The sequence below is a fragment of the Streptomyces sp. NPDC002588 genome, from assembly GCF_040295925.1.
In the GTDB taxonomy this organism is placed as follows: domain Bacteria; phylum Actinomycetota; class Actinomycetes; order Streptomycetales; family Streptomycetaceae; genus Streptomyces.
Window position 1 is genome coordinate 141,754 of sequence record NZ_JBEOWF010000001.1, and the last position, 20,842, is coordinate 162,595.

Genomic DNA, 20,842 nt, shown 5'->3' on the forward strand with positions numbered 1-20,842 from the left:
TCTGAGGCAGCACGGGCGTACCCGATCCTCGGCGGCGCAAGGGATGTACCGCCAACCGTGCCGCCGCCCGGAGGACATCCGATGCGCATTTCCCGTCTTCTTCTCCGCTCAGGACTGACCGTGACAGCGGCCGCCGCGCTGCCGATCGCCCTGACCGCCCAGCCGGCCGCCGCAGTCTCGGGAATCTCCGTGAGCACCACCGGCACCACCGTGTCCGTGGTGACCAGCGCGTGCACCCAGATCAACGGCAACTGGGGCACGGCGGCGCTGCTCACCAGCAGACAGGCGAGCTTCTCCCAGGGGCGCCAGGTGGCGCTCTCGGGGACGACCGTGAGCCAGTCCGCGGCCTGGACCAACATCTCCCCGGGGACGTACACCGTCATCGTCGTCTGCTCGAACGGCAACACCGCGGGCACCCAGTCCGTGATCCTGTCCGCCCCCTCCACCCCGACGATCTCCGCGACGACGTCCCCCTCGCCCTCCGGCGGGGTGATGGGCGGCCTCGGCGGCACGGCCCGCGACGTCGGCCCGGTCACCATGGCGGTGGGCGGCGGGCTGGTGGGCGCCGGTGTCATCGCGGCGGCCTGGTTCCTGCGCCGCCGCTCCAAGCCCTACCGCCTCTAGGCTCTCTCCCGTGCCGGGGCACTAGTCACCGCCGCTCGATCGCTCGATCACCGGCAGCTCTTCGAGGGCCTCGGTGAGCCACTGGGTCCAGAAGGTCTCCAGTTCGATGCCCGCGCGCAGGACCAGGTGCTGCAGCCTGGCCTGCGGGCCGGTGTCGCCGGGCGGGAAGTCGCGCCTCTGGATCTCCTCGTACTCGGCCAGCTGCCGCCGGTGCAGCTCGAGATGGCGGCGCAGGTCGGCTTGCAGGCCCGCCGTGCCGACGACGGCCGCGGCGCGCAGCCTGAGCAGCAGCGCGTCACGGTGCGGCTTGGGGTCCTGGGACGCGGACGTCCAGCGGGCCAGTTCGGCACGGCCCGCCGGCAGCACTTCGTAGGCCTTCTTCTGTCCCCGGGCGGGCTGCTCGGCGGGCAGCGCGCGGATATGGCCCTCGGCCTCCAGTTTTCCCAGCTCGCGATAGATCTGCTGATGCGTCGCCGACCAGAAGTAGCCGATCGACTTGTCGAACCGGCGGGTCAGATCCAGCCCCGACGAAGGCTTCTCGAGCAGGGCGGTGAGGATCGCGTGCGGGAGTGACATGGGGTCATCCTAGGGAGATGGTCAGAGACCGGCCGCGATCTCCGTTCCCTGCAGAATGGCCCGCTTGGCGTCCAGCTCGGCCGCCACGTCGGCGCCGCCGATGAGGTGTGCCTTCACGCCCGCGGCGAGCAGTTCGTCGTAGAGGTCGCGGCGCGGGTCCTGGCCGGTGCACAGCACGATGGTGTCGACGTCCAGGACCGTGCTCTCCTCGCCGACGGTGACGTGCAGTCCGGCGTCGTCGATACGGTCGTAGCGTGCGCCGGGGACCATCGTCACCCCCCGGTGCTTGAGTTCGGTGCGGTGGATCCAGCCGGTGGTCTTGCCGAGGCCGGCGCCGACCTTGCCGGTCTTGCGCTGCAGGAGGTGGACCGTGCGGGGCGGGGCCGGGCGCTTCGGGGCGGTGAGCCCGCCGGGTGTGGTGTGGTCCATGTCGACGCCCCACTGGCGGAAGTACGTCGCGGGGTCCTCGCTCGCCCGGTCGCCGCCGTCGGTCAGGAACTCGGCGACGTCGAAGCCGATGCCGCCCGCGCCGAGGATCGCGACCCGGTCGCCGACGGGGGCGTTGTCGCGCAGGACGTCGAGGTAGCCGACGACGCTCGGGTGGTCGACGCCCGGGATGTCGGGGGTGCGCGGGGTGACGCCAGTGGCGACCACGACCTCCTCGTAGTCCGCCAGGTCTGCTGCGGTGACAGGGGTGTTGAGGCGGACGTCCACGCCGTGGGCGTCGAGCTGGTGGCGGAAGTAGCGCAGCGTCTCGTCGAACTCCTGCTTGCCCGGGACCTTTCGGGCCACGTTCAACTGGCCGCCGATCTCCGCGGCCGCGTCGAACAGCGTGACCTCGTGGCCGCGTTCGGCGGCGCCGACCGCGCAGGCGAGACCCGCGGGGCCCGCGCCCACGACCGCGACGCGCTTGCGCGACCGCGTGGGGGACAGCACGAGTTCGGTCTCGTGGCAGGCGCGCGGGTTGACCAGGCAGGAGGTGATCTTTCCGCTGAAGGTGTGGTCGAGGCAGGCCTGGTTGCAGCCGATGCAGGTGTTGATGGCGTCCGGGGTGCCGGCGGCGGCCTTGGCGACGAAGTCCGGGTCGGCGAGCATCGGCCGGGCCATCGACACCATGTCGGCGCAGCCGTCCGCGAGCAACTGCTCGGCGAGTTCCGGGGTGTTGATGCGGTTGGTGGTGACGAGCGGGACGGAGACCGCGCCCATGAGCTTCTTCGTCACCCATGTGTAGGCGCCGCGCGGCACTGAGGTGGCGATGGTGGGGATGCGGGCCTCGTGCCAGCCGATGCCGGTGTTGATGATCGTGGCCCCCGCCTGCTCGACGGCCCGGGCGAGGGTGATCACCTCGTCGAGAGTCGAGCCGCCGGGTATCAGGTCCAGCATGGACAGCCGGTAGACGACGATGAAGTCCTCACCGACCGCCTCGCGCACCCGTCGCACGATCTCGACGGGGAAGCGCATCCGGTTCTCGTACGAGCCGCCCCAGCGGTCGGTGCGGTGGTTGGTCGGGGCGGCGATGAACTCGTTGATGAGGTAGCCCTCGGAGCCCATGATCTCCACACCGTCGTAGCCGGCCTCGCGGGCGAGGCCGGCGGTGCGGGCGTAGTCGTCGACGGTGCGCTCGACGTCGGCGTCGGTGAGCTCGCGGGGCGGGAAGGGGCTGATGGGCGCCTGGAGGGGGCTCGGGGCGACCAGGTCGCGGTGGTAGGCGTACCGGCCGAAGTGCAGGATCTGCAGTGCGATGCGGCCGCCCTCGCGGTGCACGGCCTCGGTGATCCGGCGGTGCTGTTCGGCCTCCGCGCCGGTGGTGAGCTTGGCACCGCCCTCGTAGGGGCGTCCCTCGTCGTTGGGGGCGATACCGCCGGTGACGATCAGGCCCACTCCCCCGCGGGCCCGGGCGGCGTAGAACTCGGCCATGCGCTCGAAGCCGCGCTCGGCCTCCTCCAGGCCGACGTGCATCGAGCCCATCAGGACGCGGTTGGGCAGTGTGGTGAAGCCCAGGTCGAGCGGGCTCAGCAGGTAGGGGTATCGGCTCATGGCGGCCTCCGTGCGCGGCGTTGGTCGCCCTCAGTTCTAGAGGACCGCGCACGGGTTATGCAACTAGTTGCACAATCGGATGCCGGACTGTGCCGCAGGTCACCGGCTTTCGAGCAGTACGTGCAGCTCGCGCTCCTGGTCCCCGGAGGCGGAGGAGAGGTCGCGCACCGCGAACAGGGAGTCCAGCGTGGCGCGCAGCCGCTCGATCGCCCAGTAGCCGCCCTGCGCGTCGGCCTCCACGGAGGACGAGAGCCGGGCGGGCGGCGGGCAGGCGCGGGCGTCGGTGACCTCGAACGTGCCGAGCCACACCATCGGCCGGGTCTCATGGAGCTGCTGCGGCGCCTCGTCGGGGCCCCGGTCGGACTCGAAGCACGTGTTCAGCACATCGAACACGATCCGGGCGTCCTCCTTGCTGCATCCACTGATCTCGAGGGAGACAGGCTCCTCGTGCTGACGCTCACGATCCATCGTGGTCGCTCCTCTCCTGGCGGTGGCGCGGCTGTGCGGGTTCCCCGCGAACCGCGCCACAACCCCAGAAAAGCACCCCTGACCACGGGGGACCAGCGAGGGCTCAGCTCTTGGTGAACCGGTACGTCTTGCTGTCCGTCAGCACGCAGATGCCGGGCGAGACGACGATCACGCGCAGGGTGCCGCTGCGCCGGTCGTAGTCGATGCCCTCCGCCTCGAAAGTGCCCGAGCAGGAGCTGCTCAGCGGCAGCTGGCGCAGGGCCGTGACATGGCCGGTGACGTCGGAGGTGCCGTTCGGTGCGGCGGACAGGTCGATCTGCAGGAGCGGCTTGGTGACGCCGAAGAGGGTGCCCGCGGGGTCGTCGGAGGAGCACAGCAGGGTGGTCGGGCCGGTGAAGTCGCAGCCCTGGACGTCGCGTACGGCGTGGTCGAGGCGGACGGTCGAGACCTGCGGCAGGTTCACCGAAGGCGCGGTGCTCGCGTTGGCGCCGGGGGTGGGGAAGACGAGGAAGCGGGTCATGGTGCCCCACTCGCCGGACAGCATCCACTGGCTGTCCGGGGTGATCGCCGACCAGGAGTTGTTGAGGGCCTCGCCCGAGCCGAGCGCGTGCACGTACTCGGACCAGGTGCCGTCCGGAGCCTGCACGCGGTACATCTTCGAGGTGCCCGAGTCGCTCTGGTAGGGCTCGACGTAGTAGCCGCCGTAGGAGGCGTCGGGGTCGCCGACGTGGTTCCAGCCCCGGACGGACACCGAGACCGGGATGGTGCCGATGCCGGTGTAGCGGTTGGCGCTGTTCGCGGGGACCTCGACCGAGGTGAGGCCCTGGCTCTCGGTCAGCGGGTCGGCGCGGTCGGAGCCGACCTCGGTCCACGTGTCGGCGGCGTGGGCGGGAGGTGCGGCGAAGAGGGCGGCGGCCGTCGCGGTGGTCAGCGCGACGAGTGCGGTGCGGACCGCGTGGCGGCGGGGCCGGGCGGGGCGCAGGGGCATGCGGGGGCTCCTCGACGGGGCGATGGGGGGTGCGGTCGGCGGTCAGTCTGGCGTTATTCGATGGTCATGTACAGACCAATCCAGGGGACGAGTCGGTGGACAGGTCCGGGACTTGAGGAGAACAGCGCCCGCCGTCGTACTGGGGGAGCATGGAGAAGGCGTCCGCGCGGTGTGAGAAAGGCGCCCGAGCCGTGGGAGAAAAGAGTTGAACACGGTAGAACTGGGGGAGCCGGCACGGGGGACGACGTGCCGCGTCGATGTACGGAGGCGGTGCGTGGCATGAGTGCAGCGGGATCGTCCGCGGCCGAGGGAGGTGGCACCGGCAGGCCCAGCGGGCTGCTGGACGTGCTGAACGTGGCCTCGGTGGTGCTCGACACCGAGGGACGCATCGTGCTGTGGAGCCCGCAGGCCGAGGAGCTGTTCGGCTACTCGGCTGCGGAGGCCCTCGGGAAGTACGCGGCCCGGGTCATGGTGGACGAACGCCACGTCGAGCTGGTGGTGAAGCTGTTCGCCGACGTCATGGCGACCGGCCAGAGCTGGGCGGGGGCGTTCCCCATCCGGTGCAAGGACGGCTCCACGCGGCTGGTGGAGTTCCGCAACATGCGGCTGCTGGACGACCGGGGCGACGTCTTCGCCCTGGGGCTCGCGGCGGACCAGTCGACGGTGCGCAGGCTGGAGCGGGACGTGGCGCTGTCCACGCGGGTGGTGGCGCAGTCCCCCATCGGCCTGGCCGTCCTGGACACCGACCTGCGGTACGTCTCCGTGAACCCGGCGCTGGAACGGCTCAACGGCATCCCCGCCAAGGAGCACATCGGCCGGACGGTCCGGGAACTGCTGCCCGGCATGGACACCGAGGCCGTCGAACACGCGATGCGCGAGGTGCTGCGGACCGGCCGGCCCCTCGTCGACCAGCTCACCGTGGGCCGGACCCCGGCCGATCCGGACGCCGAGCACGCCTGGGCCATCTCGCTCTACCGGCTGGAGGACACCGCGGGCTCGGTGCTCGGTCTGGCGGGCATGGCCGTGGACGTCACCGAGCAGCACCGGGCGGCCACCGCGGCGGAGGAGGCGCGGCGGCGCCTGACCCTGATCGCGGACGCCTCCGCCCGGATCGGCACCACCCTGGACCTGGAGCGCACGGCCCGCGAACTCGCCGACGTCGCCGTGCCGGAGCTCGCGGACGTGGCCGCCGTGGACCTGCTCGACGCGGTGGTGGCGGGCCGGCGCAGCCACCTCGGGCCCGCCGAGGAGGCCGTGATCCGCGCCCTGGCGGTCCGGGTCTACAACTCCCCCGACGCCCTCGCCGCCGCCGACCCGCCCGGGCAGATCGCCCGCTACGGGCCCGACCGGCTCGTCACCGAGTGCGTACGCACCGGGCAGCCGGTCATGGTCGCCGAGGTCCAGGAGGAGGACCTGCCGCGCATCGCCCGCTCCCCCGAGTCGGCCGAGCTGCTGGCCCGCGCGGGCGTCCACTCCTATCTGGCCGTGCCGCTCATCGCGCGCGGCGAGGTGCTGGGCGCCCTGGACCTCAAACGGATCCACAACCCGATGCCGTTCGGCCGGGACGACCTGCTGCTCGCCCGGGAACTGGCCGCCCGCGCGGCCGTGCAGATCGACAACGCCCGCTGGTACCAGAACGCCCGCACGACCGCGCTCACCCTCCAGCGCAGCCTGCTGCCCAGCCATCCCCCGGTCACGGGCGGCCTGGAGGTCGCCTCCCGCTACCAGCCGGCGGGCGCCACCACCGAGGTGGGCGGCGACTGGTTCGACGTGATCCCGCTCGAGGACGGCAAGACCGCGCTCGTCGTCGGCGACGTGATGGGCAGCGGGATCGACGCCGCCGCCACGATGGGCCGGCTGCGCACCGCGACGACCACGCTGGCCTCCCTCGATCTCGACCCGGCGGTCCTCCTGGAGCACCTGGACCGGATCACCCAGGGTCTGGACCACTCCATCGCCACCTGCGTGTACGCCGTCCACGACCCCCGGCTGGGCTGCTGCCGCATCGCCAACGCCGGGCACCTGCCGCCGGCCCGGGTGCGCCCGGGCACACCCCCCGAGCTGCTCGACCTGCCCACGGGCGCGCCGCTGGGCGTCGGCGGGGTGGCCTTCTCCACGACCGACGTCGACTTCGCGCCCGGCGACCAGCTCGTGCTCTACACGGACGGCCTCGTGGAGACGCGCGTGCACTCCCTCGACGAGCGCCTGGACGAACTGCTCGCGCTCCTCGACGACCCCACGCGCCCGCTGGAGGAACTGTGCGATCTCCTGCTGACCGCTCTGCACCACCCCGACAACCACGACGACGTGGCCCTGCTGGTGGCACGGGCACTGACCTGAGCGCGGCCCGATTCACAGGTCTTCGTTACCGGCCTTTTACCGCGCCCCGCGGACAATCGCAGTGAGGCGTGGCATCGGTGCCGCCGTCGCGGACGAGGAGGCTGAGCCGTGGTCGAGGAGCCGGAAGAGGTCGAGGTGTTCTCGGGGCCGGGCGACGAGGTGCTCTCGGGGCCGGGCGACCAGGAGAAGGAGCGTCCTTCGCTGCGCTCGGCGTGGGAACGCCGGTCGGCGCGCGGGCGGGCGGTGATCGCGGCGACGACCGTCGCGGTGCTGGCCCTCGGCGGCACGGTCGCGTACGCGGCCACGTCGGGCGGCTCGCCGGACGGTGCGGCGGCCGCGTCGCCCTCGTCGTCCTCGTCCCCTTCCGGAGGCCCGCGTGACGGCCACGGCCGAGGGGGCCAGTGGTCCGGTTTCGGGATGTTCGGTGACGCGGTGCACGGCGAGGCGACCGTCAAGGACCAGGACACCGGCAAGTGGGTCGTGCGGGTCTGGCAGCGGGGCACCGTGCAGAAGGTGGACGGCGACCGGGTCGGCGTCAAGAGCGACGACGGCACCACATGGACCTGGACGGTCGCGTCGGACACGTCCGTGACCGGCGACGGCACGTCCGGTTCCGGCGCCGCGGCACTGAAGAAGGGCGACACGGTGTTCGTCGTCGGCTCCCGCTCGGGCGACACCTACACGGCCACCCGCGTGATGTCCGGCAGCTTCGACGACCGTGGCCCGGGAGAGGGCGACCGCCACGGCGGCTTCCCGGGCCACGGCCCCTGGAACCGCGACGGCGCCCCCTCTCCCAGCCCCACGGGCAGCGGCGCCGCTACCTGACCCGGCTGCCGAGGACCACGTTGGCCAAGCGCTCCTCGTCCTCGGCGTGCCGCGCCGTCAGGCTGGCGCGGGTGAAGGCCCCGAGGGCGTCCGCGGCCTGCCGCTCGCTCGTCTCCACCAGGAGGATCCCGCCGGGTGCCAGCCAGCCGGGGGCCTCGCCCGCGACCCTGCGCAGTACGTCGAGACCGTCGCCGCCGCCGTCGAGGGCGGTGAGCGGCTCGTGCTCACGGGCCTCGGCCGGCAGCAGCGGGACCTCGCCGGTGGGGACGTACGGCACGTTGGCGGCCAGGATGTCGACCCGCCCCCGCAGGTGACCGGGGAGCGCCTCGAACAGGTCGCCCTCGTGGGCGTGGCCGCCGTGCGCGGCGATGTTGTCGCGGGCGCAGCGCACGGCCGCGGGGTCGATGTCGGCGGCGTGCAGTTCGACGGGGCCGAGGGCGGCGGCGAGAGCGGCACCCACCGCGCCCGAGCCGCAGCACAGGTCGACGACGACGCGGGCGTGCGGCGCGTGCGCGAGGGCCCGCTCGACCAGGAACTCGGTGCGGCGGCGGGGCACGAAGACACCGGGTTCGACGGTGATCCGCAGACCACGGAACTCGGCCCAGCCGACGACGAGTTCGAGGGGATGGCCGGCCACCCGGCGGGCCACCATGCCATCGAGTTCGCCGGGCGTTCGGGCGGCGGCGAGGATCAACTCCGCCTCGTCCTCGGCGAAGACGCACCCGGCGCCGCGCAACGCGGCGACGACGGCGTCATGGCAGGACGAGGCCCCGGAAGGGGAGGACGAAGCGGACGAGGGGGGAATGGGCATGGGAAGCCGAGAGCCTTTCGGAAGTCGAAGGGCGCTCCCGCGCGGCGCCTACGGGCGGCGATCCGCGCCGCTCCGAGGGGGAAGCACCCGACTTGACACTGCGTTGATGGGTCCCACCTCCTCGCCTAGCCGGCGGCCGGGAACCTCCGCGGCCGGGTGATCACCCTACCGCAGCCCCGACCGCCGAGTTGTACTATGCAACCAGGTACGTGAGGGAGCATGCGTGGACACAGCGGAGGCCGTGGAGACCATCCAGCGGGAGATGACGGTCTTCGCCCGGCGGGCCCGTGCCGCGGCCGGCCGGCTGCATCCCGAACTGTCTCTGGTGTCGTACACGCTGCTCGGTCATCTGGAGGAGAGCGGCGGCTGCCGGGCCACCGACCTGGCGGCGCACCACGCCCTGGACAAGTCGACGGTCAGCCGCCAGGTCGCGGCCCTGGAGCGGGCGGACCTGATCGAACGGCGCCCCGATCCCGAGGACCATCGCGTCCAGGTCCTCCACCTCACCGACGCGGGCCGCGACATCCTGGCCCAGGTCACCGAGAGCCGCCGGGACGCGTTCCGGGAGCGGCTGTCCGGGTGGCCCGAGGAGGACCTGGAGCGGTTCGCGGGGTATCTGGTGCGGTACAACGCGGGGAATCCCGTCCCGTGAGTTCGCGGCGCGCCGGCGGTCCCGCACCGGCGCGCCGCCCGACCCCGCTACGGCACCAGCGCCGCCGGCCGCTCCGGCACCCGGACCGCCAGGAAGGCCACTGTGCGACGCAGCCGGAATCCCAGGGACTCGTAGAGGCGGATGGCGTTCGTGTTGCCGGCGCCGGTGTGCAGGAAGGGCGTCTCGCCGCGTTCGCGGATGCCGTGGGCGACGGCGCGGATCAGCCGGGTGGCGAGTCCCTCGCCGCGGAAGGCGGGGTCCGTGCAGACCGCGCTGATCTCGGTCCAGCCCGGCGGGTGGAGGCGCTCGCCGGCCATGGCGATCAGGGCGCCGTCACGGCGGATTCCGAGGTAGGTGCCGAGTTCGACCGTACGCCGCTCGAACGGGCCGGGCTGGGTGCGGGAGATCAGGTCCAGGATCTCGGGGACGTCGGCGGGGCCGAGGAGGACCGCCTCCGGCTCGGGCGCGGCGGCCAGTCCGTCGTCGACGAACTGCACGCCCTCCATGTGGAAGGTGATCTCCCAGCCCTCGGGCAGCTCGCCCCCGAAACCGGGCAGCAGGACCTCCGCACCGGGTCCGGCGAGCGCGGCGACGTCCGCCCAGTCCTGGGCGTCCGGCTCGTCCGGCAGGGCCAGCCAGGGCGACACGTCGACCGGGTAGCGCAGCACGCGGCCGCTGCGCTCGGCGAAGTGGGCGTGCGGTCCGGTGAGCGAGGCGAGGGCGGGGTTGTCCAGGACGTGCGCGGTCATATCGCGGCTCCGAACTCGATCACGATCTTGCCCTGGGCGTGCCCGTCCTCGACGGTGCGCAGGGCCTCGCCCGCCTGCTCCAGCGGGAAGACGCGGGTGATGTGCGGGTCCAGGTCGCCGCGCACGACCAGGGCCGCCACCGCTTCGAGCACGGACGACTCGCGGACCCGGGCGACCCGGGCTCCGCCGAGGGACTCGACCTCGTCCGCCGGGGCCGCCGCGGTGATCAGCTTCGAGCGGTCCGCCGGCAGAACGGCCGCCCGGTGCAGCACCTCGCCGCCGACGAGGTCGTAGACGCCGTCGACGCCGTCCGGGGCCGCTGCGCGGGCCCGCTCGTCCCAGTCGGGGCGTGAGGGCACGTGGATCGCCCCCAAGGACTCCAGCAGCTCCTTCTTGCCCTCGCTCGCGACGCCCACGACCCGCACGCCGAGCGCCCGGGCGATCTGCACGGCGGCCACGCCGACACCGCCGCCCGCGCCGGTGATCAGGAGCGTCGCCCCGGCGGGCAGCGCGAGCTGGTGGACGCCGTCGTAGGCGGTCGCGGCGGCCACGGGGAGGGTGGCCGCCTCGGCGAAGGACAGGGCGGCGGGCTTGCGGGCCGCGAACCCCGTGGTGAGCAGCGCGTACTCGGCGTAGCCGCCCGTGACCGCGGTGCCGAACACCTCGTCGCCGGGCGCGAACCCGGTGACGCCCTCACCGGTCTCCTCGACCACGCCCGCGACCTCGCTGCCCAGCACGGCGGGGAAGACGCGTTCACCGGTGTCGCCGGGGCGGCGGTAGCCCGCGCGCAGCTTCCAGTCGACGGGGTTCACCCCGGCCGCGCGCACCGCGACCAGCAGTTGGCCGGGTCCGGGGACCGGACGGTCCAGATCCACGAACGCCTCGGTCTCCGGTCCGCCGTACCGCGTGAAGACGTACGCCTTGGGCATCTTCTTCCTCACTCTCCTCGTGCCGCCGGGGCACCGCCTCGGCATTCAGCGCCAAGGAGCGGCGCCGGGCGACTATTCCCGGACGGGTGCGATGTTCATACGGCCGCAATGATCGGGGCGCCGACCAGGGAGGCAGCAGGTGGAGCGACGGCATCCGACTGCGGCAGGCAGGTACCCCCGGGGGGCACCGCCCCCCGATCGCCGCACCGCCGGGCCGAACACCGGACGGGTCGTCGCTCGTGTTGGCGGTCGTCCTCCGATGGGGGTACGACTGGCATGTGGGCACTCGCTTCACGCGAGGAGGTCCGACATGGGAGACCGGGTGCGCGGCTGGCGCTGGCGGAAGAACCCGCTGCGGCGCCGGTCGGACGTCGTGGAGGCGTGGACGGCGCTGGCCGTCGCGATACTGCTGCTCGTCGCCGTCCCGCTGACCGGGGTCGTCGCCGGCCGCTGGGCGCACGACGAGGCCCAGCGGATCGCGCAGCAGCAGAGCGCGGAGCGCCACCGGGTGCGGGCGCAGGTCGTCGGCGGGGTGCCGGACAGTCTGCCCTCGGCCGACGGGGTCCGGGCGCGGACGTACCGCGTGACCGTGCGCTGGACACCACCCGGTGCCGGTGAGAAGCCCCGGACGGCCACGGCGCGGGTGCCCGAGGGCACGCACCGCGGTGACGTCGTGGACGTCTGGTTCGACACACGGGGGCGGAGCGTTCCGCCGCCGGCGGCCACGACGGTGGTGTGGCAGCACACGCTCACCATGGGCGTGTGCGCGGCCGGCGGTGCGGGCGCGGTGGTGCTGCTCGGGTACGGCGTGGTCCGCCGGGTGGCGATGCGGCACCGGCTCGGCGAGTGGGACCGGGAGTGGGCGCGCACCGAGCCGGAGTGGACGCGGCGCAGGCCTGCCTGAGGACTCCGACGGGGTCTGGCGAGGGCTCCGCGGGTCCACGTACGGTGTGATCATTCGTATGGCCCGTTGACAAAAGCAGGCGACGGCAAAGCGCTCGGCGATCACGCACGCGACGAAAAGGCGGTCCTTCATGGCCCTGTTCGACCTGTCCCTCGAGGAGCTCCACGCCTACCGCAGCGCTTCCGTCGCGCCGGAGGATTTCGACGCGTTCTGGTCGAAGACCCTGACGGAGGCCCGCGAGCACGACCTGGACGCCCGCTTCGAGCCGGTCGACACGGGCCTGACCACGGTCGAGGTCTTCGACGTGACGTTCGCCGGGTACGGGGGCCACCCGGTCAAGGGCTGGCTGAAGGTGCCGGCCGGCGCACAGGGACCGCTGCCGCTGGTCGTGGAGTTCATCGGCTACGGCGGGGGCCGCGGGCTGCCGCACGAGAACCTGCTGTGGGCGTCGACGGGCCGCGCCCACTTCGTGATGGACACCCGCGGCCAGGGCAGCGCCTGGGGCGGCGGCGGTGGCACGGCGGACCCGGTGGGCGGCGCGCCCTCGTACCCCGGTTTCATGACCAGGGGTATCGACGCACCCGAGAACTACTACTACCGCCGGGTGTTCACGGACGCGGTGCGCGCGGTGGAGGCGGCCCGTTCGCACCCGCTGACCGACGCGAGCCGGACGGTGGCGCTCGGGTCCAGCCAGGGCGGCGGCATCACGATCGCCGTGGGCGGTCTGGTGCCGGACCTGGTGGCGATCGCGCCGGACGTGCCGTTCCTGTGCGACTTTCCGCGTGCGGCGGTGCTGACGGACCGTCACCCCTACCGTGAGATCGGCCTGTTCCTCAAGACGCACCGCGGGCGCACGGAGGACGCGCTGCGCACCCTGTCCTACTTCGACGGCGTCCACTTCGCCTGCCGCGGCACGGCGCCCGCCCTCTTCTCGGCGGCTCTGGAGGACCAGACCTGCCCGCCGTCGACCGTGTTCGCCGCCTTCAACGCCTGGGCGCACGCGGACAAGGCGATCGAGGTGTACGACTTCAACGACCACGAGGGCGGCGGCCCCTACCAGGAGGCGGCCAAGCTGCGCTGGCTGCGCTCGTACGCCTGAGAGGTGTGCCGTGGAGACACGCGCCGCCGCCGAGCGGTTCGTCGGGGTGTGGGAGCGGGCCTGGGCCGCGCACGATGTCGACGCGCTGCTGGAGCTGTACGCCCAGAACTGCGTCCACCGGTCGATGCCGTTCCGTGAACCACACCGGGGGCGGGGCGAACTGGCCGACTACCTGCGCTGGTCGTTCGACGCGGAGCGGGTGACGGAGGTGCGGTTCTCGGCGCCGGTCGTGGGCGCGGACGGGGTGGCGGTGGCGGAGTTCCGGGTGCTGTCGGAGGAGGACGGGGAGCCGGGCACGCTGGCCGGATGCGTGTTCGTACGGTTCGACGCCTCGGGGCTCGTCGTCGAGTCACGGGACTACTGGCACACCGCCGAGGGACATCGGGAGCCGGCCGGGGACCTGTTCTTCCTGTGACCCCGCGGCGGGCGAGGAACTTCCCTCCGGTCCGACCAGTCGGTATGTTCGGGGAGCCCGGGTCGCAGCGTCGCGGTCCGGGGTTCCGGAGGACCACGGAGGACCCATGTCCGAGCACGTGCCACAGGTTCACGGCCACTGCGACCCGCGTTTCGCGGCGGTGCGCACGGCGTTCGAGGAGAACTTCCGGGACCGGGGCGAACTGGGCGCCGCCGTGGCCGTCACGGTCGACGGGGTGACGGTGGCGGACCTGTGGGGCGGCTGGGCCGACGCGGCGCGCACACGCGCGTGGGAGCGGGACACGCTGGTCAACGTGTGGTCGACGTCCAAGGGCCCGACGGCCCTGTGCGCACACGTCCTGGCCGACCGCGGACTGCTCGACCTGGACGCGCCGGTGGCCGCGTACTGGCCCGAGTTCGCGGCGGCCGGCAAGGAGAACGTACTCGTACGGCACCTGCTGTCGCACCGCGCCGGGCTGTCCGGCCTGCGCATCCCGCACTCGCTGGAGCAGCTCTACGACTGGGAGCTGACGACCGCACGCCTCGCGGCCACGGAGCCCTGGTGGGAGCCGGGCACCCGGTCCGGGTATCACGCGTTCACGTACGGCTTCCTGGTCGGGGAGGTCGTGCGGCGGGTGTCGGGGCTCATGCCGGGGGCCTTCCTGGAACGGGAGGTGACCGGGCCGCTGGGGATCGACTTCCGTATCGGGCTGCCGGAGAAGGAGGTGGACCGGGCGGCCGAGCTGGTGCATCCGCCGGCCGCGCCGTCCAGCGAACAGGCCGCCGTCTTCGCCCAGTTGGCTCCAGCGGCCATCGCCGCCCTGACCAACCCCGTGGTCGGCGCCGCCGAGGCGAACTCGCCCGGATGGCGGGCCGCGGAGATTCCGGCCGCGAACGGCCACGGCACGGCCCGGGCGGTGGCCGCGCTGTACGGGATCGTCACCGGAGGCGGTTCCCACGGCGGTCACCGCGTCCTGTCCCCCGAGGCGGCCGAGCGGGTGCGCGAGGGGCAGGGCGGCTGCCGGGACCTGGTGCTGGGCGCCGGGTTCGAGCACGAGACGGAGGTCGCGCTGGGCCTGTGGCTCAGCGGCGCCGACGGCTCCTACGGGCCCAACCCGCGCGCGGTCGGACACGACGGCTTCGGCGGCTCCTGCGGGCTCGCCGACCCCGAGGCCGGGGTGTCGCTCGGATACGTCATGAACCGCATGGGGCCGCGGATCGCGAACGATCCGCGGAAGATGGCCCTGGTCGAGGCGCTCTACAGCGTGGTGTGACCGCGCCTGGAGGGGGTCAGACCGCCCGGTGCGCCTCGACCATACGGACCCGCGGGCTTCCGTCGCTCCTCTCGCCGAACTCGGGCAGCGCCCGCAGGTCCACCCGGAAGCCCGCGCGTTCGAGGTCGCGCCGCACCTCGCCGAGGCGGAACGCCCGGTAGTACATGACGAACGGCGGCCGCCACACCGCGTTGCGCACCCGCATCACGGTGTCGAAGCCGAGGAGCATCCAGAAGGCGGGGGACGACGGGCGCGGCGGGGCGAGCACCGGGAACGCGAAGCGTCCGCCGGGCCGCAGCACGCCGTGCACCTGGGCGAACAGGCCCGGCAGCTCCCGGGGCAGGAAGTGCCCGAACGCGCCGAAGCTGACGACGAGGTCGAAGGCCGCTGTGAACGGCAGGGCGCGGGCATCGGCCCGTACCCAGGACAGACGGGGCCCGTCGGGGTGCGACCGCCGGCGGGCCTCGTCGAGCATGCCCGCGCTGAAGTCCACCCCGGTCGCACTGCGCGTGCAGAGCGTCGCGAGGACGTCCAGCCCGGCACCGGTCCCGCAGCACAGGTCGAGGCCGTCGTCGTAGGGGCCGGACTCCTTCAGCGCGGCGGCGACCGCGGTCAGCACGGAGTCCGGGGTGCGGAACGGCGTGTGGTCGAACTTGGGCGCGAGGAGGTCGTAGCCGTGCTCGACGGACGACAGCGCCTGGACGGCGAGTTCGCGCAGCGTGGGGCCTTCGGGACTGAACATCTCCCTCAGCCTACGGCGGCGCGGCGCTCGAGGAGCAGGAGTGCGCGCTCGCACCAGCGCGCGTTCTCCTCCTCGAAGGCGATGCCGGCCGACAGGGTGAGGTACGGCCCGATCCGGTCTGCCTCCCTCAGGTACTCGTCCTCGGTGCGGCCGGCGAGCAGTCGCTCGCGGACCCGCTCGTAGCGGGCGAGTTTGCCACGGGACCAGCCGAGGCGTTCCTCGATGAGCGCCCGGCTCACCTCGGGGGCCACGCCGTCCGCGGCCTGGATCTTGATGAGGAGTTCGTCGCGGATCGCGGTGGGCCTGCGGGGCGGGGCGGCGGCGAACGCGTCCAGGTCCGCGCGGCCGGCCTCGGTGAGGGTGAACATCCGTTTGTCGGGCCGGCGCTCCTGCCGCACCACCCGTGCCGCGATCAGTCCGTCCTGCGCGAGGCGCTCCAGCTCCCGGTAGAGCTGCTGCGGGGTCGCGGGCCAGAAGTTCGCGAGGGAGACGTCGAAGACCTTCGACAGCTCGTAGCCCGAGGCCTCGCCCTCCAGCAGGGCGGCCAGGACGGCGTACTTGAGGGACATGTGGACACGGTAACAGCGGTTGATTATTGTCATCCGCACTTAATCAACAAATTGAGTATGTGGTCTCCGGATCTCCGGGGTGCTCATGTCTCTGTGGGGTGATCCGATGCGCGCGTTCCGTGAGGCGGTCGAGGCCGGCGATCTCGAGGCCGTCGAGGCGCTGCTGGCCGAGGACGTGGTGTTCAGCAGCCCGGTCGTATTCAAGCCGTACCCGGGCAAGGCCATCACCGCGGCGATCCTGCGCGCGGTGTCCCAGGTCTTCGAGGACTTCCGGTACGAGCGGGAGCTCGCCGGGGGCGAGGGGCGCGACCACGCGCTGGTGTTCACGGCCAGGGTGGGCGACCGGGCACTGACCGGCTGCGACTTCATCCACCTGGACGAGGAGGGACTGATCGACGAACTGACCGTGATGGTCCGGCCGCTGTCGGGCGCACAGGCGCTCGCGGCGGCCATGGGCGCACGGTTCGACGAGATCGTGAAGGAGGCGGAGGCCCGGTCGGCCTCCGCCTCCTGAACCGTCCTCCCGGGGTCAGGAGATGGTGAGCGCGAGGGCTTCACGACGACGCTCGCGCCGTCGTCGGCGATGACGCCGGTGCGTACGACGCCCTTGTTGCCGGTCGACCCCGGTGCCGTCGGCGTGGAGGGCCTGCCGGAAGGGGAAGGTGAGGGTCTCGTAGGTGACGTCGCGGGCGAGCGCCACGGTGAGGACGACGTCACCGCGGCAGGTGCCGGGGCGCACGGCGGTGGCGGGGGGGGCTCACGAGGGGGCGATCATCCCCGCCGACAGGTCGATGTCCGCCCCGCACAGGCCGGGCATCGCGAGCATCGCCAACAGGGCCCGGGCGACCTCGGTCTCCTCGACGAGACGGCCGAGGGCCGCGCGGGAGGCGAAGTCGTGTTCGGCCTCCTCGACGGTGCAGCCGGTGAGTTCGGCGGTGAGACGGAAGTTGCGGTCCATCCGCGGTCCCCGGACAGGGCCGGGAGAAAGGGAGTTGACCGCGACGCCGCGCGGGCCGACCTCGCCCGCCAGCGTGCGGGTCAGACCCAGCAGGGCCATCTTGGAAGCGGTGTACGGGGTCCGGTTCAGCAGCGGCCGTTTGCCGCTCACGGAGGCGATGTTGACCACGTCACCGCGGCCGGCCGCCAGCATCGGCGGGAGGAAGGCCCGGCACATCAGATACACCCCGCGGACGTTGACCGCGAAGACCTCGTCCCAGTCGTCGGGCTCGACGTCGACCAACGGGCGGACCGGGCCCGCCACGCCCGCGTTGTTCACGAGCAACGACACGTCCTCGTCGGCCAGTTCGGCGGCGAGGGCGGTCACGGAGGCCGGGTCGGAGACATCGCACGGTGCGGTGCGGACCGCGCCGCCCTCCTTCTCGACGTGCCGCGCCGCCTCCGCCAGGGCGCCCGGCGAGCGGCCGGCCAGAATCACCCGCGCTCCCGCGCCGGCGAGCGCGAGGGCGAAGGCCCGGCCGAGCGGTCCTCCCCCGCCCGTCACCAGCGCCGTCCGCCCGTCGAGCCTCACGGCTTGTTCCACGGCAGCTCGTCGCCCGCCGCCCGGGCGGCCCGTACGTCCCCGGAGCGCGCGTGGCCCTCGAACAGCTCCACCCGGGAGGCCCGGCCGCACAGCCGGCCCAGCAGCGCCTGGGACCCGGTGTCGGTGACCTCCTGGTAGGTGACCGTCTTGAGGTACTTCCCCACCCACAGGCCGCCGGTGTAGCGGGCGGCACCCCGCGTCGGCAGGACGTGGTTGGTGCCGATGACCTTGTCGCCGAAGGACACGCAGGTGCCCTCACCGAGGAAGAGCGCCCCGTACTGGGTCATCCGCCGCAACGCGAGACGCGGCTCGGCCGTGAGCACCTCCACATGCTCGAACGCGAACTCGTCGGCCAGCTCGTAGAGTTCGTCGAGCGAGTCGACGACGTGCACCTGCCCGTGATCGCGCCAGGCGGGTTCCGCGAAGTCCCGCGTCGGCATGCCGGGCAGCAGGCGTTCGACCTCGGCGATCGTCCGCTCGGCGACCTCGCGGGAGGTGGTGATGAGGACGGCCGGCGAGTCGGGGCCGTGCTCGGCCTGGGACAACAGGTCGACGGCGCACACGAACGGGTCCGCGGCGTCGTCGGCGAGGACGAGGATCTCGGTGGGGCCGGCGAACAGGTCGATGCCGATCTCGCCGAAGAGCTGCCGCTTGGCCTCGGCGACGTACGCGTTGCCGGGCCCGGCGATCAGGTTGACCGGCTCCATGGTGTCCGTGCCGACGGCCATCGCCGCCACCGCCTGCACCCCGCCCAGCAGCCAGATCTCGTCCGCGCCCGCGAGGTGCATCGCGGCGACGGTCGCCGCCGGGATCTCGCCCCGGCTCGGCGGCGTGCACGCCACGACCCGCTCCACGCCCGCCACCTTCGCGGTCACGACCGTCATGTGCGCGGAGGCGGTGAGCGGGTAACGGCCGCCGGGGATGTAGGCACCGGCGGCCCGCACGGGGACGTGCTTCTGTCCCAGCCGCACCCCGGGCAGCGTCTCCACCTCGAACTCCTTCAGGGAGTCCAGCTGATGGCGGGCGAACGCGCGCACCTGCTCCTGGACGAAACGGATGTCGTCGATGACCTGCTGGGGCACCGAGGCGACGATCTTCTCGACCTCCTCCTCGGAGAGACGGAAGGAGTCCGGGCTCCAGTTGTCGAACTTCTCGGAGTACTCGCGCACGGCCTCGTCGCCCCGCACGCGGATGTCGGCGATGACGCCTGCCACGGTCGTCCGCACCTGGTCCAGGGAGGCGGTGACCTCGGCCTTCGGCACGGCGTTCTTCAGGATCTCTGCCACAACTGCGGCCTTTCTCGAAGGGTTGCGGAGCCGGGTCAGACGGGCGGCGCTTCGAACAGCACGTCGGGATCGTTGAACTGCTCCTTGGCGACCGACTCGCTCATCGGGTCGGCGGTCCCCCACTGGTCCTGCGTCATCGGGTCGTCGACGTCATGGTGGCCGGGATGCCACAGGTCCTCTTCGAGGACGGCGAGTTCGGTGGTGTACTCCACGGTGTTGCCGTGCGGATCGTGGAAGTAGGAGAAGGTGTTGTCGCCCGCGAGATGCCGGCCGGGTCCCCAGGTCAGCCGGGTCCCCGCGCGCAGCGCGCGGCCGGTGCCGCGCATGTACTCCTCGACCCCCCGCATCTCGAACGAGGCGTGGTGCAGGGAGACATGGGGGCCGCGCGCGATGGCGAACGAGTGGTGCAGAGGGCTGCATCGCAGGAAGTACATGAGGTCGCCCATGTGTGCGGAGTACAGGGTGTCGGTGAGCCGGAAGCCGAGGTGCTTCACGTAGAAGTCCCTGAGGCCCTCCGGGTCACGGGAGTTGACCACGCAGTGCGAGAGGCGCACCGGGATCGCCTCGCGTTCCTCGATCCTCCGGTGGGCGCGGACGGCGACGTCGGCCGACACTTCGACGACCCGCCCCTCCGGATCGAAGAAGCGGATACCGTAGCCGCCGCCCGGAGTGTCCAACGCCCTTGGTTCATGCACGAGTCGGACCCCGGCCCGCCCGAGCCGCACGGCCAGCTCGTCGACCGCGTCCGCGGAGGCGGCCCCGAACGCCACCAGGTCCATCCGCTTGCGCTCGTCGGCGCGGATCCGCACGACGTACTGCTCGGGGCTGCCCTCGGCGGCGAAGAAGGCGAGTCCCCCGTCGTTCGCGACCTCGGTCAGGCCCCAGGTACCGCCGTAGAAGGCGCGCTGCCGGGCGAAGTCGGGGACGGCCAGGTCGACATGGCGGAGGTGGGTGATGAGGTCGGTCACAGTGCGCTCCTGACGGTGTTGCGCTGCCGGCCCAGGCCCGTGATCTGCGACTCCAGCACGTCACCGGGCTTCAGGAAGACGCCCCAGTGCGCGCCGTTGCCGGCCGGGGAGCCGGTGAGCAGCAGGTCGCCGGGGCGCAGGGTGGTGGTCGTGGAGACGTACGCGATCAGGCGTGGGATGTCGAAGATCATGTCCTTGGTCGACTCGTCCTGCCGGACGATCCCGTTGTGCCGCAGGGTGATCCGCAGGTCGTTCGGGTCGCCGACGAAGTCGGCGGGCACGAGGAAGGGGCCGGTCGGCAGGAAGGTGTCGGCGTTCTTGGCGGTGAACCAGTCGGTGCCGATGGCCTTCAGGTCCGGCCGGTAGAGGCGGTCGCGGGTGGTGAGGTCGTTGCAGATGGTGTAGCCGGCGACGTGCGCCATCGCCTCCTCGGCGGGGATGTTCCGGCCCGGCTTCCCGATGACGAGGGCGAGTTCGAGTTCCCAGTCGTGCTGTGCGCCGAGGGCGGGGAGCACGATGTCGTCGTAGGGGCCGCACATCGCGCGCGGGGAGCCGAGGAAGACGTACGGCACTCCGCTGCGGATCCGCTCGTCCATCATCGTCTCGGCGTCCGCGCGGGCCTCCTGCGGGGTCGCCCCGTGCACGCTCTCCTTCTCGGCGGCGACCAGATCGACCACGTGCTTGCGGTAGTTGGCGCCGCTCTGCAGGATCTGGCCGGGCTCGGCCGGGGCGAGGACCTCGAGGCCGGAGAGGTCGTGCCAGGTGCCGTCGGTGCCCTCCACGAGGGCGTGCAGCCGGGGCAGCCAGGAGTCCCAGTCCTCGACCAGGGCGCGCACCGACGGTGCCAGGTCCGACAGGTCGCGGACCCGGGCGCCGGTGACCAGGCCCGGGAAGGGCCCGGAGCCGTCGCGGAACGTGCCGAGCGCGAAGGGGCCGGCGTGTGAGGGCAGGGGATCGTCGGGCACGGCGGCTCTCCTCGGTCGTCGGGCACGGGCGGCTCTCCCCGTACCGTTCGGGGCTTGCCGTCGACGCTAGGCAGCCGGGGCC

General features: G+C 72.7%; 23 protein-coding genes. 9 read left to right on the forward strand and 14 right to left on the reverse strand.

Annotation, left to right across the window (positions count from 1 at the left end; genetic code table 11):
* Positions 1–81: 81 nt before the first annotated feature.
* Positions 82–624 carry a hypothetical protein gene (locus tag ABT057_RS00630; protein WP_352339973.1) on the forward strand — a complete coding sequence of 181 codons (543 nt, stop codon included), beginning with the start codon at positions 82–84 and terminating at the stop codon, positions 622–624.
* A gap of 21 nt (positions 625–645) precedes the next feature.
* Here the strand turns inward: ABT057_RS00630 and ABT057_RS00635 are convergent, their stop codons facing one another.
* From ABT057_RS00635 to ABT057_RS00650, 4 genes are all read right to left on the reverse strand, one after another.
* Positions 646–1,200, reverse strand: a complete 555-nt coding sequence (locus ABT057_RS00635; protein ID WP_352339975.1) for a PadR family transcriptional regulator — start codon at positions 1,198–1,200, stop codon at positions 646–648.
* A 21-nt stretch (positions 1,201–1,221) separates the two neighbouring features.
* Entirely contained in the window at positions 1,222–3,237 is a 2,016-nt protein-coding gene (locus ABT057_RS00640) for an oxidoreductase (protein ID WP_352339977.1), read from the reverse strand.
* Between the two features lie 99 nt (positions 3,238–3,336).
* Entirely contained in the window at positions 3,337–3,705 is a 369-nt protein-coding gene (locus ABT057_RS00645) for a hypothetical protein (RefSeq protein WP_352339979.1), read from the reverse strand.
* A 103-nt stretch (positions 3,706–3,808) separates the two neighbouring features.
* On the reverse strand, positions 3,809–4,693 hold the full coding sequence (locus ABT057_RS00650) for a hypothetical protein (protein WP_352339981.1): 885 nt from the start codon (positions 4,691–4,693) through the stop codon (positions 3,809–3,811).
* Positions 4,694–4,972: 279 nt separating this feature from the next.
* Here ABT057_RS00650 and ABT057_RS00655 point away from each other — a divergent pair, with 279 nt between their 5' ends.
* Positions 4,973–7,033: a SpoIIE family protein phosphatase gene (locus ABT057_RS00655; RefSeq protein WP_352339983.1), complete on the forward strand. Its 2,061-nt coding sequence runs from the start codon at positions 4,973–4,975 to the stop codon at positions 7,031–7,033.
* Between the two features lie 108 nt (positions 7,034–7,141).
* Positions 7,142–7,858, forward strand: coding sequence for a hypothetical protein (locus tag ABT057_RS00660; protein ID WP_352339985.1), 717 nt, complete (start codon positions 7,142–7,144; stop codon positions 7,856–7,858).
* Here ABT057_RS00660 and ABT057_RS00665 read toward each other — a convergent pair.
* Complete coding sequence (locus ABT057_RS00665) at positions 7,851–8,669, reverse strand: putative protein N(5)-glutamine methyltransferase (protein WP_352339987.1); 819 nt, start codon at positions 8,667–8,669, stop codon at positions 7,851–7,853. The two genes, ABT057_RS00660 and ABT057_RS00665, sit on opposite strands and share 8 nt — an antisense overlap.
* Before the next feature lie 223 nt (positions 8,670–8,892).
* Here ABT057_RS00665 and ABT057_RS00670 point away from each other — a divergent pair, with 223 nt between their 5' ends.
* The gene (locus ABT057_RS00670; protein WP_352339989.1) at positions 8,893–9,321 is read left to right on the forward strand and encodes a MarR family winged helix-turn-helix transcriptional regulator; all 429 of its coding nucleotides are present in this window, start codon (positions 8,893–8,895) and stop codon (positions 9,319–9,321) included.
* A gap of 47 nt (positions 9,322–9,368) precedes the next feature.
* Here the strand turns inward: ABT057_RS00670 and ABT057_RS00675 are convergent, their stop codons facing one another.
* On the reverse strand, positions 9,369–10,070 hold the full coding sequence (locus ABT057_RS00675; protein ID WP_352339991.1) for a GNAT family N-acetyltransferase: 702 nt from the start codon (positions 10,068–10,070) through the stop codon (positions 9,369–9,371).
* Complete coding sequence (locus tag ABT057_RS00680) at positions 10,067–10,999, reverse strand: NADP-dependent oxidoreductase (RefSeq protein ID WP_352339993.1); 933 nt, start codon at positions 10,997–10,999, stop codon at positions 10,067–10,069. Before ABT057_RS00680 ends, ABT057_RS00675 begins: the two co-directional genes overlap by 4 nt.
* A 310-nt stretch (positions 11,000–11,309) precedes the next feature.
* On the opposite strand from ABT057_RS00680, the gene ABT057_RS00685 reads away from it, so the two are divergent.
* The 4 genes from ABT057_RS00685 to ABT057_RS00700 all read left to right on the forward strand — a co-directional run bounded on the left by ABT057_RS00685 (position 11,310) and on the right by ABT057_RS00700 (position 14,690).
* Positions 11,310–11,903: an Rv1733c family protein gene (locus tag ABT057_RS00685; protein WP_352339995.1), complete on the forward strand. Its 594-nt coding sequence runs from the start codon at positions 11,310–11,312 to the stop codon at positions 11,901–11,903.
* A gap of 130 nt (positions 11,904–12,033) precedes the next feature.
* Positions 12,034–13,002 carry an acetylxylan esterase gene (locus ABT057_RS00690; RefSeq protein WP_352339997.1) on the forward strand — a complete coding sequence of 323 codons (969 nt, stop codon included), beginning with the start codon at positions 12,034–12,036 and terminating at the stop codon, positions 13,000–13,002.
* Positions 13,003–13,012: 10 nt separating this feature from the next.
* Entirely contained in the window at positions 13,013–13,417 is a 405-nt protein-coding gene (locus tag ABT057_RS00695) for a nuclear transport factor 2 family protein (protein ID WP_352339999.1), read from the forward strand.
* Between the two features lie 106 nt (positions 13,418–13,523).
* Positions 13,524–14,690, forward strand: a complete 1,167-nt coding sequence (locus tag ABT057_RS00700; protein ID WP_352340001.1) for a serine hydrolase domain-containing protein — start codon at positions 13,524–13,526, stop codon at positions 14,688–14,690.
* A 16-nt stretch (positions 14,691–14,706) separates the two neighbouring features.
* Here the strand turns inward: ABT057_RS00700 and ABT057_RS00705 are convergent, their stop codons facing one another.
* Together ABT057_RS00705 and ABT057_RS00710 are read right to left on the reverse strand one after the other, a co-directional pair.
* Positions 14,707–15,432: a class I SAM-dependent methyltransferase gene (locus tag ABT057_RS00705; RefSeq protein ID WP_352340003.1), complete on the reverse strand. Its 726-nt coding sequence runs from the start codon at positions 15,430–15,432 to the stop codon at positions 14,707–14,709.
* 5 nt (positions 15,433–15,437) lie between these two features.
* Positions 15,438–16,001 (reverse strand): PadR family transcriptional regulator, encoded by a 564-nt coding sequence (locus ABT057_RS00710; RefSeq protein WP_352340005.1) that lies wholly within the window; start codon positions 15,999–16,001, stop codon positions 15,438–15,440.
* A 106-nt stretch (positions 16,002–16,107) separates the two neighbouring features.
* On the opposite strand from ABT057_RS00710, the gene ABT057_RS00715 reads away from it, so the two are divergent.
* Entirely contained in the window at positions 16,108–16,515 is a 408-nt protein-coding gene (locus ABT057_RS00715; RefSeq protein WP_352340007.1) for a nuclear transport factor 2 family protein, read from the forward strand.
* Between the two features lie 15 nt (positions 16,516–16,530).
* On the opposite strand, the gene ABT057_RS00720 is transcribed toward ABT057_RS00715, so the two are convergent.
* Genes ABT057_RS00720 through ABT057_RS00740 form a run of 5 tightly spaced genes read right to left on the reverse strand, consistent with a single transcriptional unit; the run spans position 16,531 to position 20,760 of the window.
* Entirely contained in the window at positions 16,531–16,740 is a 210-nt protein-coding gene (locus ABT057_RS00720) for a hypothetical protein (protein ID WP_352340009.1), read from the reverse strand.
* 18 nt (positions 16,741–16,758) lie between these two features.
* Positions 16,759–17,541, reverse strand: a complete 783-nt coding sequence (locus ABT057_RS00725; protein ID WP_352340011.1) for an SDR family NAD(P)-dependent oxidoreductase — start codon at positions 17,539–17,541, stop codon at positions 16,759–16,761.
* Positions 17,526–18,827 carry a histidinol dehydrogenase gene (gene hisD, locus ABT057_RS00730; protein ID WP_352340013.1) on the reverse strand — a complete coding sequence of 434 codons (1,302 nt, stop codon included), beginning with the start codon at positions 18,825–18,827 and terminating at the stop codon, positions 17,526–17,528. Before hisD ends, ABT057_RS00725 begins: the two co-directional genes overlap by 16 nt.
* Positions 18,828–18,862: 35 nt before the next feature.
* On the reverse strand, positions 18,863–19,795 hold the full coding sequence (locus tag ABT057_RS00735; RefSeq protein WP_352340015.1) for a VOC family protein: 933 nt from the start codon (positions 19,793–19,795) through the stop codon (positions 18,863–18,865).
* The gene (locus tag ABT057_RS00740) at positions 19,792–20,760 is read right to left on the reverse strand and encodes a fumarylacetoacetate hydrolase family protein (RefSeq protein WP_352340017.1); all 969 of its coding nucleotides are present in this window, start codon (positions 20,758–20,760) and stop codon (positions 19,792–19,794) included. The genes ABT057_RS00735 and ABT057_RS00740 overlap by 4 nt, the downstream gene beginning before the upstream one ends.
* Positions 20,761–20,842 lie beyond the last annotated feature (82 nt).

Coding starts and splice junctions, on each gene's coding strand:
- ABT057_RS00680 (WP_352339993.1), bottom strand. CDS start 10,999: ATGCCCAAGGCGTACGTCTTCACGCGGTACGGCGGACCGGAGACCGAG.
- ABT057_RS00675 (WP_352339991.1), bottom strand. CDS start 10,070: ATGACCGCGCACGTCCTGGACAACCCCGCCCTCGCCTCGCTCACCGGA.
- ABT057_RS00705 (WP_352340003.1), bottom strand. CDS start 15,432: ATGTTCAGTCCCGAAGGCCCCACGCTGCGCGAACTCGCCGTCCAGGCG.
- ABT057_RS00665 (WP_352339987.1), bottom strand. CDS start 8,669: ATGCCCATTCCCCCCTCGTCCGCTTCGTCCTCCCCTTCCGGGGCCTCG.
- ABT057_RS00710 (WP_352340005.1), bottom strand. CDS start 16,001: ATGTCCCTCAAGTACGCCGTCCTGGCCGCCCTGCTGGAGGGCGAGGCC.
- ABT057_RS00690 (WP_352339997.1), top strand. CDS start 12,034: ATGGCCCTGTTCGACCTGTCCCTCGAGGAGCTCCACGCCTACCGCAGC.
- ABT057_RS00650 (WP_352339981.1), bottom strand. CDS start 4,693: ATGCCCCTGCGCCCCGCCCGGCCCCGCCGCCACGCGGTCCGCACCGCA.
- ABT057_RS00700 (WP_352340001.1), top strand. CDS start 13,524: ATGTCCGAGCACGTGCCACAGGTTCACGGCCACTGCGACCCGCGTTTC.
- ABT057_RS00685 (WP_352339995.1), top strand. CDS start 11,310: ATGGGAGACCGGGTGCGCGGCTGGCGCTGGCGGAAGAACCCGCTGCGG.
- ABT057_RS00640 (WP_352339977.1), bottom strand. CDS start 3,237: ATGAGCCGATACCCCTACCTGCTGAGCCCGCTCGACCTGGGCTTCACC.
- ABT057_RS00645 (WP_352339979.1), bottom strand. CDS start 3,705: ATGGATCGTGAGCGTCAGCACGAGGAGCCTGTCTCCCTCGAGATCAGT.
- ABT057_RS00655 (WP_352339983.1), top strand. CDS start 4,973: ATGAGTGCAGCGGGATCGTCCGCGGCCGAGGGAGGTGGCACCGGCAGG.
- ABT057_RS00715 (WP_352340007.1), top strand. CDS start 16,108: ATGCGCGCGTTCCGTGAGGCGGTCGAGGCCGGCGATCTCGAGGCCGTC.
- ABT057_RS00630 (WP_352339973.1), top strand. CDS start 82: ATGCGCATTTCCCGTCTTCTTCTCCGCTCAGGACTGACCGTGACAGCG.
- ABT057_RS00635 (WP_352339975.1), bottom strand. CDS start 1,200: ATGTCACTCCCGCACGCGATCCTCACCGCCCTGCTCGAGAAGCCTTCG.